This window comes from Streptomyces sp. NPDC019890 (genome assembly GCF_044903445.1).
GTDB lineage: Bacteria > Actinomycetota > Actinomycetes > Streptomycetales > Streptomycetaceae > Streptomyces.
In genome coordinates, this window is sequence record NZ_JBJDQK010000006.1 from 60,245 (window position 1) to 75,152 (window position 14,908).

Annotated in this window: 16 protein-coding genes; 12 read left to right on the forward strand and 4 right to left on the reverse strand. The window is 68.9% G+C overall.

The annotated features are described in order from the left end of the window. Positions 1-5: 5 nt before the first annotated feature. Genes ACI2LP_RS17840 through ACI2LP_RS17850 form a run of 3 tightly spaced genes read left to right on the forward strand, consistent with a single transcriptional unit; the run spans position 6 to position 3,365 of the window. Entirely contained in the window at positions 6-1,685 is a 1,680-nt protein-coding gene (locus ACI2LP_RS17840) for a cytochrome c biogenesis protein ResB (RefSeq protein WP_404725462.1), read from the forward strand. After that, on the forward strand, positions 1,682-2,764 hold the full coding sequence (gene ccsB / locus ACI2LP_RS17845; RefSeq protein WP_404725463.1) for a c-type cytochrome biogenesis protein CcsB: 1,083 nt from the start codon (positions 1,682-1,684) through the stop codon (positions 2,762-2,764). Before ACI2LP_RS17840 ends, ccsB begins: the two co-directional genes overlap by 4 nt. Positions 2,765-2,801: 37 nt before the next feature. Beyond that, complete coding sequence (locus tag ACI2LP_RS17850; RefSeq protein ID WP_404725464.1) at positions 2,802-3,365, forward strand: SRPBCC domain-containing protein; 564 nt, start codon at positions 2,802-2,804, stop codon at positions 3,363-3,365. Between the two features lie 30 nt (positions 3,366-3,395). Here ACI2LP_RS17850 and ACI2LP_RS17855 read toward each other — a convergent pair whose 3' ends face one another. From ACI2LP_RS17855 to ACI2LP_RS17865, 3 genes are all read right to left on the reverse strand, one after another. After that, positions 3,396-4,343, reverse strand: a complete 948-nt coding sequence (locus ACI2LP_RS17855; RefSeq protein WP_404725465.1) for an isopenicillin N synthase family dioxygenase — start codon at positions 4,341-4,343, stop codon at positions 3,396-3,398. Further along, a complete protein-coding gene (locus tag ACI2LP_RS17860) occupies positions 4,327-4,773 on the reverse strand; it encodes a nucleoside deaminase (protein ID WP_404725466.1) in 447 nt (148 codons plus the stop codon). Before ACI2LP_RS17860 ends, ACI2LP_RS17855 begins: the two co-directional genes overlap by 17 nt. 147 nt (positions 4,774-4,920) lie before the next feature. Further along, the gene (locus ACI2LP_RS17865; protein ID WP_404725467.1) at positions 4,921-5,331 is read right to left on the reverse strand and encodes a PLD nuclease N-terminal domain-containing protein; all 411 of its coding nucleotides are present in this window, start codon (positions 5,329-5,331) and stop codon (positions 4,921-4,923) included. 88 nt (positions 5,332-5,419) lie between these two features. On the opposite strand from ACI2LP_RS17865, the gene ACI2LP_RS17870 reads away from it, so the two are divergent. The 7 genes from ACI2LP_RS17870 (at position 5,420) to ACI2LP_RS17900 (ending at position 11,615) form a co-directional block, all read left to right on the forward strand. Continuing rightward, positions 5,420-6,871 (forward strand): menaquinone biosynthesis decarboxylase, encoded by a 1,452-nt coding sequence (locus tag ACI2LP_RS17870; protein ID WP_404725468.1) that lies wholly within the window; start codon positions 5,420-5,422, stop codon positions 6,869-6,871. After that, a complete protein-coding gene (gene mqnP, locus ACI2LP_RS17875) occupies positions 6,868-7,770 on the forward strand; it encodes a menaquinone biosynthesis prenyltransferase MqnP (RefSeq protein WP_404725469.1) in 903 nt (300 codons plus the stop codon). The genes ACI2LP_RS17870 and mqnP overlap by 4 nt, the downstream gene beginning before the upstream one ends. Positions 7,771-7,791: 21 nt before the next feature. Beyond that, on the forward strand, positions 7,792-8,457 hold the full coding sequence (locus ACI2LP_RS17880) for a UbiX family flavin prenyltransferase (RefSeq protein WP_404725470.1): 666 nt from the start codon (positions 7,792-7,794) through the stop codon (positions 8,455-8,457). Between the two features lie 158 nt (positions 8,458-8,615). Continuing rightward, the gene (locus ACI2LP_RS17885; RefSeq protein WP_360874493.1) at positions 8,616-9,071 is read left to right on the forward strand and encodes an Lrp/AsnC family transcriptional regulator; all 456 of its coding nucleotides are present in this window, start codon (positions 8,616-8,618) and stop codon (positions 9,069-9,071) included. Positions 9,072-9,198: 127 nt separating this feature from the next. Further along, complete coding sequence (gene mqnE, locus ACI2LP_RS17890) at positions 9,199-10,362, forward strand: aminofutalosine synthase MqnE (protein ID WP_404725471.1); 1,164 nt, start codon at positions 9,199-9,201, stop codon at positions 10,360-10,362. Positions 10,363-10,669: 307 nt separating this feature from the next. Further along, on the forward strand, positions 10,670-11,194 hold the full coding sequence (locus ACI2LP_RS17895) for a GNAT family N-acetyltransferase (protein WP_404725472.1): 525 nt from the start codon (positions 10,670-10,672) through the stop codon (positions 11,192-11,194). A 124-nt stretch (positions 11,195-11,318) separates the two neighbouring features. Further along, the gene (locus ACI2LP_RS17900; protein WP_404725473.1) at positions 11,319-11,615 is read left to right on the forward strand and encodes a DUF4229 domain-containing protein; all 297 of its coding nucleotides are present in this window, start codon (positions 11,319-11,321) and stop codon (positions 11,613-11,615) included. Between the two features lie 21 nt (positions 11,616-11,636). Here ACI2LP_RS17900 and ACI2LP_RS17905 read toward each other — a convergent pair whose 3' ends face one another. Further along, positions 11,637-12,794: a glycosyltransferase gene (locus tag ACI2LP_RS17905; protein ID WP_404725474.1), complete on the reverse strand. Its 1,158-nt coding sequence runs from the start codon at positions 12,792-12,794 to the stop codon at positions 11,637-11,639. 251 nt (positions 12,795-13,045) lie between these two features. Here ACI2LP_RS17905 and ACI2LP_RS17910 point away from each other — a divergent pair, with 251 nt between their 5' ends. Both ACI2LP_RS17910 and ACI2LP_RS17915 read left to right on the forward strand, forming a co-directional pair. Next, positions 13,046-13,858, forward strand: a complete 813-nt coding sequence (locus tag ACI2LP_RS17910) for a hypothetical protein (protein ID WP_404725475.1) — start codon at positions 13,046-13,048, stop codon at positions 13,856-13,858. Between the two features lie 208 nt (positions 13,859-14,066). Continuing rightward, positions 14,067-14,714, forward strand: a complete 648-nt coding sequence (locus tag ACI2LP_RS17915; RefSeq protein WP_404725476.1) for a TetR/AcrR family transcriptional regulator — start codon at positions 14,067-14,069, stop codon at positions 14,712-14,714. Positions 14,715-14,908: the final 194 nt, after the last annotated feature.

The following is a 14,908-nucleotide window of genomic DNA, read 5'->3' on the forward strand; positions in this document are numbered from 1 at the left end:
GTTCGATGAGCAAGACAGAAGCGACGGAGCAGGAATTCGGTGCGGCCGGGTCCCAGCTCTCCACCGCTCCCCAGGAAGAGCTCATCGGCGGGCCCACGCTCGGGATCCTCGGCTGGGCCCGCTGGTTCTGGCGGCAGCTGACCTCGATGCGGGTGGCGCTGATCCTGCTCTTCATGCTCTCGCTCGGTGCGATCCCCGGCTCGCTCATCCCGCAGAACAGCGTGGACGAGCTGAAGGTGCGGACCTTCAAGGAAGCGCACCGGACGGTCTCGCCGCTCTACGACAAGCTGCAGTTCTTCGACGTCTACAGCTCGGTCTGGTTCTCGGCGATCTACATCCTGCTGTTCGTCTCCCTCATCGGGTGCATCGTGCCGCGCTCCTGGCAGTTCGTCGGGCAGCTGCGCGGCCGCCCGCCGGGCGCTCCCGGCAGGCTGACCCGGCTGCCCGCGTACACCACATGGCGTACGGAGGCCGAGCCCGCGCAGGTGCGTGAGGCCGCGCTCGCGATGCTGAAGAAGCGCCGCTTCCGTGCCCACACCGTCGGCGACGCGGTCGCCGCCGAGAAGGGCTATCTGCGCGAGGCCGGAAACCTGCTCTTCCACATCGCACTGATCGTGATGCTGGTCGCCTTCGCCGCGGGACAGCTCTTGAAGTCCGAGGGCGGCAAGCTGATCGTAGAGGGCGACGGCTTCTCCAACACCCTCATCCAGTACGACGACTTCAGGTCCGGATCGCTGTACAGCACGGACGACCTCGTACCGTTCAGCTTCAGCCTGGACAGGTTCACCGGCACGTACCAGAAGAACGGGCCGCAGCGCGGTACCCCGCGCACCTTCGAGGCCGACGTCACCTACTCCCGGGCAGGCGGCCCGGACAAGAAGTCCGTCATCCAGGTCAACAAGCCCCTGGTCATCGACGGCACCAAGATCTTTCTGCTGTCCCACGGCTATGCGCCCGTCGTCACCGTCCGGGACGGCAAGGGCAGGGTCGTCTTCAACGGCCCGGTGCCGCTGCTGCCGATCGACAACAACGTCACCTCGACCGGCGCGATCAAGGTGATGGACGGCTACCGCGACAAGAACGGCAAGAGGGACCAGCTGGGCTTCCAGGCCTTCTTCGTCCCGACGTTCGGCGGCGCGGGCAAGGGCACGATGTTCTCGCAGTTCCCGGGGCTCGAGTTCCCGGTGCTCGCGCTCACCGGCTACCACGGCAGCCTGGGCGTGGACGCGGGTCTGCCGCAGAACGTCTACCAGCTCGACACCAGCAAGATGAAGCAGTTCAAGGACGCGCACGGCCAGATCCTCAAGGCGCGGCTGCTGCCCGGCGAGAAGATGACCCTGCCGGACGGCGCGGGTTCCATCACCTTCGAGAAGGAAGTGAAGGAGTGGGCGAGCTTCCAGATCTCGCAGCAGCCCGGCAACGGCTGGGCGCTGACCGGTGCGATCTGTGCCATCGGGGGTCTGGTCGGCTCGCTGTTCATCCAGCGCCGCCGGGTCTGGGTCAAGGCCGTACGGGGCGATGACGGCGTCACCGTCGTCGAGATGGCGGGGCTGGGGCGCAGCGAGTCCCCGAAGCTCCCCGAAGAGCTGGCCGACCTGGCCATGACGCTGCATGCAGAGGCGCCGACCGCGCCGGAACCCGAACCTGAACCCGAAGACGTACCTGCCGAAGGGGCTGAGAAGTGACTCTCGCCGCCGCTACCAACGAAAATCTGGCGCACATCAGCAATGTGCTGGTCTATTCGTCGATGGCCGTCTACACGCTGGCCTTCTTCGCACACATCGCGGAATGGGTCTTCGGCAGCCGCAGCAAGGTCGGCCGCACGGCCGCCGCGCTGACCGGCACCGCCGCCGCGGCCCCCTCGGTCACGGTCCAGGTGAAGAAGCAGGGCGGCGGCACCGCCGTACTGGACAAACCGAAGATCGTCACCCGCTCCGCGGCCGGCACCCGGAACGTCCCGGACGGCCCCGGTGCGGCCGGCGGCACCGAGAAGGGCGACCTGTACGGGCGGATCGCCGTCTCGCTGACCGTGCTCGCCTTCCTCGTCGAGGCGGGCGGCGTCCTCGCCCGCGCGCTGTCGGTGCAGCGGGCCCCCTGGGGCAACATGTACGAGTTCTCCATCACCTTCTCCACGGTGGCGGTGGGCGCGTACCTCGGCTTCCTGCTCGCCCGGAAGAACGTCCGCTGGATGGGGCTGCTGCTGGTCACCACCGTCCTGCTGGACCTCGGCATCGCCACCACCTGGCTGTACACGGACAGCGACCAGCTGGTGCCCGCCCTCCACTCGTACTGGCTGTGGATCCACGTCTCCACCGCGATCTTCTGCGGCGCGGTCTTCTACCTGGGCGCGGTCGGCACCCTTCTCTACCTGTTCCGCGACAGCTACGAGAACAAGCTGGCGAACGGCGGCAACCCGAGCTCCTTCGCCCGGTCCGTCCTGGAACGGCTGCCCGCGGCCGCCTCGCTCGACAAGTTCTCGTACCGCATCAACGCCGCGGTCTTCCCGCTGTGGACCTTCACGATCATCGCGGGCGCGATCTGGGCGGGCGACGCCTGGGGCCGCTACTGGGGCTGGGACCCCAAGGAGGTCTGGTCCTTCATCACCTGGGTCGCGTACGCCTGCTATCTGCACGCCCGCGCCACCGCGGGCTGGAAGGGCCGCAAGGCAGCCACCCTGGCGCTCATCGCCTTCGGCTGCTGGCTCTTCAACTACTACGGCGTGAACATCTTCGTCACCGGCAAGCACTCCTACGCGGGCGTCTGAGGTAGCGGACGCGCTGCCCGGGAGCGACGCTGGTGCCATGAGCGACGCGATCGGGTACGGCACCAGCGAGACCCGGGACGGCGGCGTACAACTTCTGCACTTCGAGCTGCGTCTGCCGCACCCGGTGATCCGGACCTGGGCGGCGGTCGCCACGCCGGAGGGCCTGCCGACCTGGCTGGCAGCCGCCGACGTCCTGGAACCGCGGATCGGCGGGGCGGTCGCGCTGCACTGGCTCAACGCCGATGCGGAGGGCCGCCACACGGTCGCCGAGGGCACTGTGACGGCGTGGGACATGGAGCGGGTCGTCGAGTACACGGTCGGCGTCCACGGCCGGATCCGTTTCCATCTGGAGCGGTACGGCGCGGACGGCACGGCGGGCACGACGCTCCGCTTCACCAATGAGTTCCGGGGCACGGACGAGCTGCGGCTGGACAACCTGGCGGGCTGGCACCACCACTTCGAGCTGCTGGCTGCGGCATTGGAGGGGCGGCCGATGACGGGCGCGGACTGGGACGCGTGGACGCCGGACCGGTGGGAGCAGCTGCGGTCGGAGTACGCGGCGGTGGAGTACGGCGGAAGCCCAGGCCCAACCGGTGATTGAGGCGCTGGGGGTCCCTCGGAACGGACCGGGTCAGCCCGCCGTGATCGCGTCGAGCTGCGCCCGCAGATACGTGTGCGAGTCGATGCCCCGTACCTGCGTGCCCGGGTCGCACTCGTAGAAGTAGACCAGCGAGATCAACTCCTCGGCCGGTACGTCCGCCGGTGGTGGCAGCACCCGGTGCCGGCCCGAGCGCCAGCGGCCGTCCGTCCAGCGGGCCATCAGATCCCCGATGTTGATGGTGAAGGCGTCGGGGTCGTACGGCGCGTCCTCCCAGCCGCCCTCGTCCGTGAAGACCTGGAGTCCGCCCCTGCCCGCCTGCCGGTCCAGGACCGTGACCGTGCCGAAGTCGGTGTGCGGGCCGATGCGGAACTGGCCCGGCTGCGGCCTGCCGAGCCGCTCCCGGCTCGGGTACCAGTTCACATTGAAGCCCCAGGTCGGATGCGTGGTGTGGCGGGTGAAGAAGGTCTCAGGTTCGCCCAGCGCGACACCGAGCAGCTCGAGGAGGCGGTCCGACAGGTCCCGCATCTGCCCGAGATACGTCTCCACCAGGGCCCTGAGCCGCGGCACCTCGCCCGGCCAGGTGTTGGGCAGGAACCACTCGGCGTCCACCGCCGCAACGCCGGTCGGGTCTTCGGCCGCGAAGGACAGCGACTCCTTCAGGTCCGGCGGGGTCTCGGTGCCCTCGGCATAGCCGTTGGCCTCCGCGCCCGGGCCCAGCCAGCCCCGTCCGCCGACCCGCACGGCGTACGGCTCCTTCGCCTCCTGCGGCAGCCGGAAGAACTCGCCGGCCGCCTCCCGGATCTCCATCCGCAGCCCCGGATCGACACCGTGCCCCGTGACCAGCAGGAATCCGGCGGTCCGCAGGGCCCGGTCGACGCTCGCGGCAATCCGCGCGCGGGCTGCCGGGTCCCCGGAGAACCAGGGGCGCAGATCGATCGTGGGGATCCTGGGTCCCGCCACCTCAGTCGTCTGAGTCACCGATGTCCTCGTTCCACAGCTCGGGGTTGGCCTCGATGAAGTCACGCATCAGGCTTCTGCATGCGGCGTCGTCCAACAGCACGATCTCCACGCCGCATTCGGCCAGCCAGTCGTGCCCTCCGTGGAAGGTGACCGCCTCGCCGATCACCACCCGGGAGATGCCGAACTGCCTGACCAGACCACTGCAGTACCAGCAGGGGGAGAGCGTCGTCACCATTGTCGTACCCCGGTACGAGCGCTGCCGCCCGGCCGCCCGGAAGGCCGCCGTCTCCGCGTGCGTCGACGGATCACCGTCCTGCACACGCCGGTTGTGCCCGCGCCCGAGCACGGTCCCGTCCGCCCCGTACAGCGCGGCCCCGATCGGGATCCCGCCCTCGGCGAGCCCGGCCCGCGCTTCCTCGACGGCTGTCGCCAGCCACGTCTCGTACACACCGCGAAACGTATGCCATCGGCGGTGCCGATCAGACCATCGGCAGGACGCCTCACTGGCTCGTGGACCTGCCCAGGACCGGCCGCCTGGGTGAAGCTGAGGAGGGTGGCGACCTTCTCGAAGGTGACCAGCAGGCGCAGTTCCGCCTCAGGACTGCTTGGGGTCGTCGCCGTTCTCGCGGCGCTTGAGCTCCTCCTCGCGGCGGCGCAGATCCGCTTCCCAGTCCTTGAGGAGCGCCTCGTCCTTCACATCTTCGGAAGACGCAGCCTCGTCCTTCAGCGACTTGAGGAAGTCGGGGTTGTCGTCGGGGGCGACCCACTCCGTGCGGTGGTTGCGGTGCCATTCGGACGGCGTGCCGCCGCCACCTGGAGCCTTGCGCGCCCGGCCAGCAACCAGCCAGGCGATCGGACCGATCAGCACCTCGCCGAAGAGCAGCACGATGATGACCCAGACCACCTTGGGCAGGTGCCTGACCTCCTGCTCGGGGGTGTTGAGGCAGTCGATGAAGGCGTAGATCCACAGCGCCAGGACCAGAAGGAAGGGCAGATACCGGAGCATGGTGGTGCGATCCCCCCGGAGAGCGATGGTGGGGCGCGGCGGGCCCCGGTGACCGGGCCAGGGTAGCGGGTACCGGATACTGGACAGCATGGCTTACGACGATCTTCGCTCCCTGCTCCGGGCGCTGGAGCGCGAGGGAGACCTCAAGCGCATCAAGGCCGAGGTCGATCCCTGTCTGGAGGTCGGGGAGATCGTCGACCGCGTGAACAAGGCGGGCGGGCCCGCGCTGCTCTTCGAGAACGTACGCGGGTCGGCGATGCCGCTCGCGATGAACGTCTTTGGCACCGACCGCCGGCTCCTCAAGGCGCTCGGCCTGACGTCCTACTCGGAGATCAGCGACAAGATCGGCGGGCTGCTCAAGCCGGAGCTGCCGCACGGCTTCGTCGGGGTCCGCGAGGCCTTCGGGAAGCTCGGCACGATGGTTCACGTGCCGCCGAAGAAGGTGAAGAACGCGCCGGTGCAGGAGGTGGTCCTGCGCGGTGACGACGTCGATCTGTTCCAGCTGCCCGCGCTGTTCACCTGGCCCGAGGACGGCGGGTCCTTCTTCAACCTGGGCCTCACGCACACCAAGCACCCGGAGACGGGGGTGCGCAATCTCGGTCTGTACCGCCTCCAGCGCCACGACCGGAACACCATCGGCATGCACTGGCAGATCCACAAGGACAGCCGCAACCACTACCAGGTGGCGGCCAAGCGCGGTGAACGGCTGCCGGTCGCGATCGCCTTCGGCTGCCCGCCCGCGGTGACGTACGCATCGACCGCGCCGCTGCCCGGCGACATCGACGAATATCTCTTCGCCGGCTTTGTGCAGGGCAAGCGGATCGAGATGGTCGACTGCAAAACGGTGCCGCTCCAGGTCCCGGCGAGCGCCGAAGTCGTCCTGGAGGGCTGGCTGGAGCCCGGAGAGATGCTGCCGGAAGGTCCCTTCGGCGACCACACCGGCTTCTACACCCCGCAGGAGCCGTTCCCGGCGCTGACCATCGACTGCGTCACGATGCGCACGCGGCCGCTGCTCCAGTCGATCGTGGTCGGTCGGCCGCCGACGGAGGACGGGCCGCTGGGGCGGGCGACGGAGCGGTTCTTCCTGCCCCTGCTCAAGATCATCGTGCCGGACATCGTGGACTACCACCTGCCCGAGTCGGGCGGCTTCCACAACTGCGCGATCGTCTCGATCGACAAGAAGTACCCCAAGCACGCGCAGAAGGTCATGCACGCGATCTGGGGCGCGCACATGATGTCGCTGACGAAGCTGATCGTGGTCGTGGACGCGGACTGCGACGTGCACGATCTGCACGAGGTCTCGTGGCGGGCGCTCGGCAACACCGACTACGCCCGTGACCTGACCGTCGTCGAGGGCCCGGTCGACCATCTCGACCACGCCTCGTACCAGCAGTTCTGGGGTGGCAAGGCGGGCATCGACGCGACGAAGAAGCTCCCCGAGGAGGGGTACGTCCGGGACGGCGGCTGGCCGAACATGGTCGAGTCCGACCCGGAGACGGCGGCGAAGGTCGACCGCCGCTGGAAGGAGTACGGCCTGTGAGCAGCGCCGCCGCAGCGGTACCCGGACCGGGCAGGACCAGGGCGTTCCTGCGGCTCGTCATGATCGAGCACTCTGTCTTCGCGCTGCCTTTCGCGTACATCGCGGCCCTCACCGCGATGTTCCGGCTCGACCAGAACATCCACTGGGGACGGCTGCTGCTGGTCACGCTCGCCATGGTGGGGCTGCGTACGTTCGCGATGGCCTGCAACCGGATCATCGACCGCGAGATCGACGCCCGTAACCCGCGTACCGCCGGGCGCGAGTTGGTGACCGGCGCGGTCTCGGTCCGGTCCGCGTGGACCGGTGCGCTGATCGCGGTCGTGGTCTTCCTGGGCGCGGCGGCCGCGCTCAACCCGCTCTGTCTCGCGCTCGCCCCCATCGCCGTGATCCCGATGGTGGTCTATCCGTACGGCAAGCGGTTCACGAACTTCCCGCACGCCATCCTCGGCCTCGCCCAGGCCATGGGCCCGGTCGGCGCGTGGATCGCGATCACCGGACAGTGGTCCTGGGACGCGGTGATCCTCGGTCTCGCGGTCGGTGTCTGGATCGGCGGCTTCGACCTGATCTTCGCCTGCCAGGACGTCCAGGCGGACCGCGCGCACGGCGTGCTGTCGGTCCCGGCCCGCTTCGGCATCCCGGCGGCGCTGTACGGGGCGCGGGCCTCGCACGTCGTGACGACGGTGCTGCTGGTCTGGTACGCCCTGGCGACGGACGCGGGCGGGTTCTTCTGGACGGGCCTGGTGATCGTCTCGGCGGCCTTCCTCTACGAGCACTCCATCGTGACCCCCAACGACCTGTCCCGCCTGAACCGTGCGTTCTTCACGGTGAACGGTGCGATCGGGATCGTCCTTTTCGCGTGCGCGCTGCTCGATCTATTGGTGCGCGGCCTCACTGTGTGACCGGCGGATAGGCTCAACGGCATGAACGACGCCAAGCGCACCCCGTGGGTGGTGGGGGTATCCGGTGCGTCCGGGACTCCCTATGCCGCCGCCGTGCTGCGTGGGCTGCTGGCCGCGGGCGAGAGCGTGGACCTGGTGATCAGCCGGGCCTCGCGGCTGACTCTGCTCGACGAGACGGGGATCGCCTTCCGCGACGCGCACTGGCGCGACGATCTGCGGGAGTGGCTGGCGCGCGGGGCCGACGGGAAGCCGGGCACCTTCCGGGTGGACGTCGACGACGTACGGCACTGGGCCGCGGGGGATCTGGCCGCCGGGCCGTCCTCGGGCTCGTATCCCGTCAAGGGGATGCTGATTGTGCCCGCGTCGACGGCGTGTGTGGCCGGGGTCGCGCTCGGGCTCTCGAAGGATCTGCTGCAGCGTGCCGCGAGCGTGACGCTCAAGGAGCGGCGACGGCTTGTGGTCGCGGTGCGGGAGACCCCGCTGAACGGAGGGACACTCAGACATCTGGTGGCGCTCGACGAAGCGGGCGCCGTGGTGCTGCCCGCCTCTCCGGCGTTCTATGCGGGGGCGACGCACATCCAGGATCTGGTGGACTTCGTCGCGGGGCGGGTGCTGGACGCGGCCGGGGTGCCGCATCAGCTGTACCGCCGTTGGGAGGGAGAGCTGGGTGGTTCTCGTGCGGATTAGTCCCGATTAGCCCGGACTAGCGCTTCTTGGCGCGGCGGGCCGTGCGGTTTGAAGGATCGCCGCGGAAAGTGTGAAAGATTCACAGGGTGTTGACCCTGCGCACCTTGGATTCTAAAGTAGACTTGCGAGATTGTTGAATAATGGAAGGGTCCAGACATATGGACGCGGTGGACAGGCAGCTCATCCAGGCCCTCAGGGAGAACGGCAGGGCCTCGTACGCCGAGCTCGGCCGGCTCGTGGGGCTCTCCGGGCCCTCCGTCACCGACCGCATCAACCGCCTTGAGGCGGCAGGCGTCATCACGGGTTACCGCGCCACCGTCGACGCAGCCTCGCTCGGCCTCGGCGTCACCGCCCTGATCGGCATTTCCCTCTCCGACGCCGCCGACCACGAGGACGTGGCACGCCGGCTGAAGGACCTCGCCGAGATCGAGGACTGCTGGTTCATCGCGGGCGACGACTCGTACATGCTCAAGGTGCGGGCGAGCGACGTGGACGGCCTGGAGAAGACGATCCGCCGGCTCTCCGGCACGCGGGGAGTCTCGCGGACGCGCACCACGATCGTGCTCTCCACCAAGTGGGAGAACCGGGTCGGGGATCTGCCCGAGCAGGGCTGACGCGGCACGCCAACGGGGGTCCCCCGCTTGAAAAGTGCGGGGGGAAGTACGGTTGACGGAGCGCTCGGAGGTCCGGGGGGTGGCCCCCGGAAGACACAGCACGAGACATACAGGAGGCGGGCCGTATATGGACGCGGGGCTCAAGCGCGAGCTGGAGGAGAAGGTCCGGGCCGGTGAGCGGCTGAGCCGCGAGGACGGCATCGCCCTCTACGAGTCGGACGATCTGGCCTGGCTCGGCGGTCTCGCCCACGAGGTGCGCACGCGCAAGAACGGCGACGTCGTCCACTTCAACGTCAACCGCCACCTCAACATGACGAACGTGTGCACCGCGTCGTGCGCGTACTGCTCGTTCCAGCGCAAGCCGGGCGAGAAGGACGCGTACACCATGCGCATCGAGGAGGCCGTCCGCCTCGCCAAGGCGATGGAGAACGAGAACCTCACCGAGCTGCACATCGTCAACGGGCTCCACCCCAACCTGCCGTGGCGCTACTACCCGCGCTCGCTCTCCGAGCTGAAGAAGGCCCTGCCGAACGTCTCCCTGAAGGCCTTCACCGCCACCGAGATCCACCACTTCGAGACGATCTCGGGGCTGAGCGCGAGCGAGATCCTCGACGAGTTGATCGAGGCCGGTCTGGAATCGCTGACCGGCGGCGGCGCCGAGATCTTCGACTGGGAGGTCCGGCAGCACATCGTCGACCACCGCACCCACTGGGAAGACTGGTCGCGCATCCACCGGCTCGCGCACGAGAAGGGTCTCAAGACCCCTTCCACGATGCTGTACGGCCACATCGAAGAGCCCAGGCACCGGGTCGACCACGTCCTTCGGCTGCGGGAACTCCAGGACGAGACCGGCGGCTTCCAGGTCTTCATCCCGCTGCGTTACCAGCACGACTTCGTGGACATGAAGGACGGCAAGGTCCGTAACCGCCTTCAGGCGCGGACGACCATGGCGACCGGCGCCGAGGCGCTGAAGACCTTCGCGGTCTCGCGGCTGCTGTTCGACAACGTCCAGCACGTCAAGGTCTTCTGGGTGATGCACGGCGTGCAGACCGCCCAGCTTGCGCTGCAGCACGGCGCCGACGACATGGACGGCTCGGTCGTCGAGTACAAGATCACGCACGACGCGGACAACTACGGCACGCCGAACAAGCTGACCCGCGACGATCTGCTCGACCTGATCCGCGACGCGGGCTTCCGCCCGGTGGAGCGGAACACGCGCTACGAGGTCATCCGCGAGTACCCGGGCCCGGACGCCGACCGCCGTGAGTCGCCGCAGCCGATGCGAGTCTGACGCGCGGGGCTCCCTCAGCGCGTCGTCGTCACAAGCCCCGGCCCCAGGCCGGGGCTGGGGCCTGTCTTCCGGATCTTGCCGGGCTCGCGTGCCCTGGCACGCACATCTGCTGCGTTGTCGTCAGTCGCCTACTCCCCCGTAGCCCTTCGGGCACGGGAGGTGCCCCCACCGCGTGGGCTCCATCCTCCGCCTTGCATCTGCACGCACCAGACCCCGCTCACTGATCCGGCCTGATCCGAAAGACAGGCCCAAGTCGCGTGGTGGACACCGGTTGAGGCGGCGGCGTGGTAATGGCTAGCATCCCTCCATGCCCCTTACGTTTCGGCTGGACCCACCGATCGACCGTGACCTGCGGAACGGGATCGTCGCGCTCTGGGTCGATGTGTCCAATGCCGGTGGTTCCGTCGGCTTTGTGCCACCCGTTGATGCCGACGCCGTGCGGCCGGAGCTGGTGCAGCATCTGGCCTCGATGGCCGGAGGACGGACTCGGCTGCTTGTCGGGTACGACGAGGAAGGCGCCGTGGCGGCCACCGCCTTCTTCACGTACAACACCCACCGGCTGATGCGGCATTGGGTCTGGCTGTACACGGTCATGGTCCACCCCCGGCACCAGGGTGCGGGGTACGGCCGCGATCTGATGGCCGCGGTGGCCGAGGCCGCCCGCGGCTTCGACGGCATCGAGGCGATACGGCTCACCTGCCGCGGCGGCACCGGCGTCGACCGTTTCTATGCCGCCTGCGGCTACAAGGAGGTCGGGCGGGTGCCCGGCGCGATCCGGGTTGCCGAGGGCGACGACCGCGACGACATCGTGATGCTGCTCCCGCTGAACTGATCACCCTGGATCGCTCGTCCGCCGCCCGGCCGCCACCCCTCATCGAGCCCCTGCGGTCCGCCCCTTTTGCCCGGCGTGCTTCACTGGACAGGCACGAGCCGTCGTACGAGAGAGAAGGCCCACCGTGTCCGCTGCCAAGTCGAGCGCCGCGATCCGGTACACCACCCTGCGCCTGGCCATCTTCATCGGCTGCCTCGTCGTCGTCGGCGGCCTGGTCCAGGTCGGCGTGCTGCCCAAGGGACTGGGCGACTCGAACTTCGTCTGGGTCGTCCTGCTCGCGCTCGTGCTCTCCGCGCCGCTGAGTTTCGTACTGCTGCGCAAGCAGCGCGACGCGATGTCCGAGCAGCTCGCACCCAAGATCGACGAGGCGAAGGCCCGTTTTGAGGCGAACCGTTCGCAGGAGGACGGCGCCGTCCAGTAGGCGCCGAGTCCAGACGTCGCGTCAGTTGCCGCGTCTCTTTCCCGCGGGAACGGCAGAGCGCTGCGGCCGCGTCCGGACGGGCTGCCGCCCAGCGCGCTGCGCCGGCTCGGGAACCGCGGCGAGACGCTGAGCGGCGAACTCGCGGTTGGCGATCGTCTGCTTGCGAAACGCGTCGGGCACGTCGGGCAGCGCGAGAAGGCTGTCGCACGCCTGGAGCGAGCGGAGGTAGTCGCCCACCCAGTAGGCGGTGATCGAGAACTCGAACAGCAGCCCCCAGCGGTACACCCAAGGCTGGATGAACAGCAGGTCGTCCGGCTGCGCCTTGCCGAGTGCGGCGCAGACGAACGCGTGCGCGGCATGATGGCGGCCAAGTTTGCGCAGCCGCGACGCCAGTTCGTAACAGGCTTCGAGCCGTTGCGGGCGGGACTCCCAGGCGCGGGAGAAGGCGTCCATGGCGGCCGGCCAGTCGTCGGAATCGGCTTTGAGGATGCCGACCTGCAACAGCGAGTAGTACACCTCCTCGAGCCAGCCCCCCATCTGCGCGCGGCGCTCGTACAGGGCGATCGCCTCGTCGGTCCTGCGCATGTCGCGCATGGTCTGTGCCAGATAGAAGACCGTGCGGGAGTCGGCGGGATTGCGCTCGAGTTCGGCGCTCAGCAGGCGCGCGTCGCGCTCGAACTTGTCGTGCCGTGAGCCTCCGTCGGCGAAGTCCTCGATGACGAGCGCGTCGAGATTCTGCTGGGCGCCCTGGCGGTCGGCGGTGAGGTACTCATGGGTGACGCCCTCGTAGCGCCAGGCGATGGACCCTCGGACCAGGCGCTTGATGCGGTACTCCAACGCGCCTTCGTGCCGCAGCATGTACGAGTCGGCGGTCAGCCGGGGCAGCGGCCCGTCCTGCCGGATCACGTGGTCGGCGTCGAGGAGGAGCAGATAGTCGGCCTTGCCGCGGGCGTGTCTGATGTTCAGGGTCCGGTTGTGGCCGAAGTTGACCCACGGCTCCTCGTGCAGTTCGCCCGGGATGCCGTCCAGTGCCGAACGGATCAGCTGCTGGGTTCCGTCGGTCGAGCCGGTGTCGGAGATGACCCAGGTGTCCACCAAGTCCCGTACGGAGGCGAGGCATCGCTCGATGACTTTCGACTCGTTCTTGACGATCATGCACAGGCACACGGACGGCTTCACGGGCATCACCCTTTTCCGGCGGGTCGGTCCGGCGGCGACCCTATGCAGCACACCTGTTGGCGGGGCGACGGCACGCCGACGGCCGTGCAGCGTTCGCGTCTGCGTACGTCCATTGGTGTGTCTCTCATAGGCCATTGCGTTGATAGCTCCGCGAGCCTCTCAAGGCGTTGCGTCCGCGAACCGATGATGCCGAGGGAAGCCCGAACTCGCTTCCGGAGCTTCACTCAAACCGGTTCAAGAAGGAGCAGTGTATGAGTCCTGAGAACAGGACCAAGTCCCCTCTGGGCCCGCTTCCGAGGCGGCGTGCCTGGGTGACCGGCGGATCGATCGCGTCGCTCGCCCTCGTGCTGTCGGGGATCGCGAGCCCCGCGATCGCCACGGCGGAGAGCGTCAAGGCGAACGCCGGAACCACCATCGCGGCCCCCGCGGGCCACGAAATGACCGTAGCCGACCGCGGTCCGAGGGGTCCGCGAGGGCCGGAGGGGCCGAAGGGCCACACCGGTCCGACGGGTCCCCGAGGTCCGGCCGGTCCCACGGGTCCGACGGGTCCGACCGGTCCCACGGGTCCGACTGGTCCTGCCGGACTTGACGGTCTGGACGGTGCCACGGGTGACACCGGTCCGACGGGTCCGTGCAACGACATCGACACCTTCAACCCCCTCGTGGTCGCCCCGGTGGTCACCACCCACCAGTTCAGCGCCGCGCTCATCAACGGGGTCGCGTTCGCAGGCATCCGGACGGTCCCCGGCGGTGTCTACGACTGGGAGAACATCAGCAACACGGGCGACACCTTCCCGACGGACGCCTGCGGCATCTCGGTGTCCAGCAACGGGACGCCGGGCACGGCATCGGTCCAGGTGTCGACCGAGGGCGGAGAGGTGTGGGAGACCACCTGCACGCTGACCTTCGTGTCGCCCGGGCCTCCGCCGGTGGCGGTGCCGAGCTTCGCCTGCACCGAGGTCTGGACGCAGCAGGTCACGCCGGCCCTCGTGCTCCGGTCGGCCGTTGACCAGAGCGACGTGAAGGGTGTCATCCCCAGCGTCAAGGGCAAGAAGTTCTCCTGACTCGGGTAGTGGTTCCGGCCCGGTTGCAGTACTGACCTGGTCGAGCTCGTGACGACGCGTGCTGTGCCCGTTCCGCGGGTGCAGCACGCGTCGTCTTGTGCGGCGAGTGCGGCGGGGGCCGCCCCGCGTCCCGGCCGCGTCCCGCCCGTTCTGCGGTGGCCGTAGGCTTACCGCGGAGTCGGGGTGTGGGGCGGGAGGATTGCTGAACATGGGTGCTGTGAAGGGCGCGAGGGCCAAACGGATGCCGCGCGCCGTGCGCGAGCGGCAGATGATGGACGCCGCCGTGCAGACCTTCGGGCAGCGCGGCTACCGGGCGGCCTCGATGGACGAGATAGCGGAGCTCGCAGGGGTCTCCAAGCCCCTGGTCTATCTGTACCTGAACTCCAAGGAAGAGCTCTTCACGGCGTGCATCCGGCGTGAGGCGGAGGCGCTGATCGCCGCCGTCCAGGCCGGGGTCGAGCCGGGGCTGCCGGCGGACCGTCAACTGTGGGCGGGACTTGCCGCGTTCTTCACACACACCGCCGAGAACCCGGACGGCTGGGCGGTGTTGCACCGTCAGGCGCGTACGCACGGGGAGCCGTTCGCCGCGGAGGTGTCGGCGATGCGGGACGAGATGCTGGCATACGTGACCGTTCTGATCGGCGCCGCGGCGCGCGAGAGGCACCGGGACCCCGAGCTCGCCCGTCGCGATGTGGCGGGTCTTGCGCAGGCGCTGGTGGGCGCCGCCGAGTCGCTCGCGGGGTGGGCGAACGAGACCGAGGGCCTCTCGGCGAAGGAAGCCGCGGGGACGCTGATGAACTTCGCCTGGACGGGGCTGGGGGGCCTCATGAAGGGTGAGTGCTGGTCTCCCCGCTGAGATGCTCCGACGGGGCCGACGGGGGCGGTTGCCGGGGCGCGTCGGGTGAACTCAGGGTGGTCGCGCGAGTGCGGTTCGCCACAGTTGAGGTTCGGAGCGGGTCCGGCTACCGGCGCGTAGGGCATCGCGCATCGCCGTCCCGAACAGGGGCGATGCTGCTTCGAGGGGGTACGGGCCGGTCGGGCGCCGCCCGT

What these genes read in the sequence shown, in the direction of transcription:
- ACI2LP_RS17840 (WP_404725462.1), top strand. Translation starts at nt 6, where the DNA reads ATGAGCAAGACAGAAGCGACGGAGCAGGAATTCGGTGCGGCCGGGTCC.
- ACI2LP_RS17850 (WP_404725464.1), top strand. Translation starts at nt 2,802, where the DNA reads ATGAGCGACGCGATCGGGTACGGCACCAGCGAGACCCGGGACGGCGGC.
- ACI2LP_RS17865 (WP_404725467.1), bottom strand. Translation starts at nt 5,331, where the DNA reads ATGCTCCGGTATCTGCCCTTCCTTCTGGTCCTGGCGCTGTGGATCTAC.
- ACI2LP_RS17870 (WP_404725468.1), top strand. Translation starts at nt 5,420, where the DNA reads ATGGCTTACGACGATCTTCGCTCCCTGCTCCGGGCGCTGGAGCGCGAG.
- ACI2LP_RS17880 (WP_404725470.1), top strand. Translation starts at nt 7,792, where the DNA reads ATGAACGACGCCAAGCGCACCCCGTGGGTGGTGGGGGTATCCGGTGCG.
- ACI2LP_RS17885 (WP_360874493.1), top strand. Translation starts at nt 8,616, where the DNA reads ATGGACGCGGTGGACAGGCAGCTCATCCAGGCCCTCAGGGAGAACGGC.
- mqnE (WP_404725471.1), top strand. Translation starts at nt 9,199, where the DNA reads ATGGACGCGGGGCTCAAGCGCGAGCTGGAGGAGAAGGTCCGGGCCGGT.
- ACI2LP_RS17895 (WP_404725472.1), top strand. Translation starts at nt 10,670, where the DNA reads ATGCCCCTTACGTTTCGGCTGGACCCACCGATCGACCGTGACCTGCGG.
- ACI2LP_RS17910 (WP_404725475.1), top strand. Translation starts at nt 13,046, where the DNA reads ATGAGTCCTGAGAACAGGACCAAGTCCCCTCTGGGCCCGCTTCCGAGG.
- ACI2LP_RS17915 (WP_404725476.1), top strand. Translation starts at nt 14,067, where the DNA reads ATGGGTGCTGTGAAGGGCGCGAGGGCCAAACGGATGCCGCGCGCCGTG.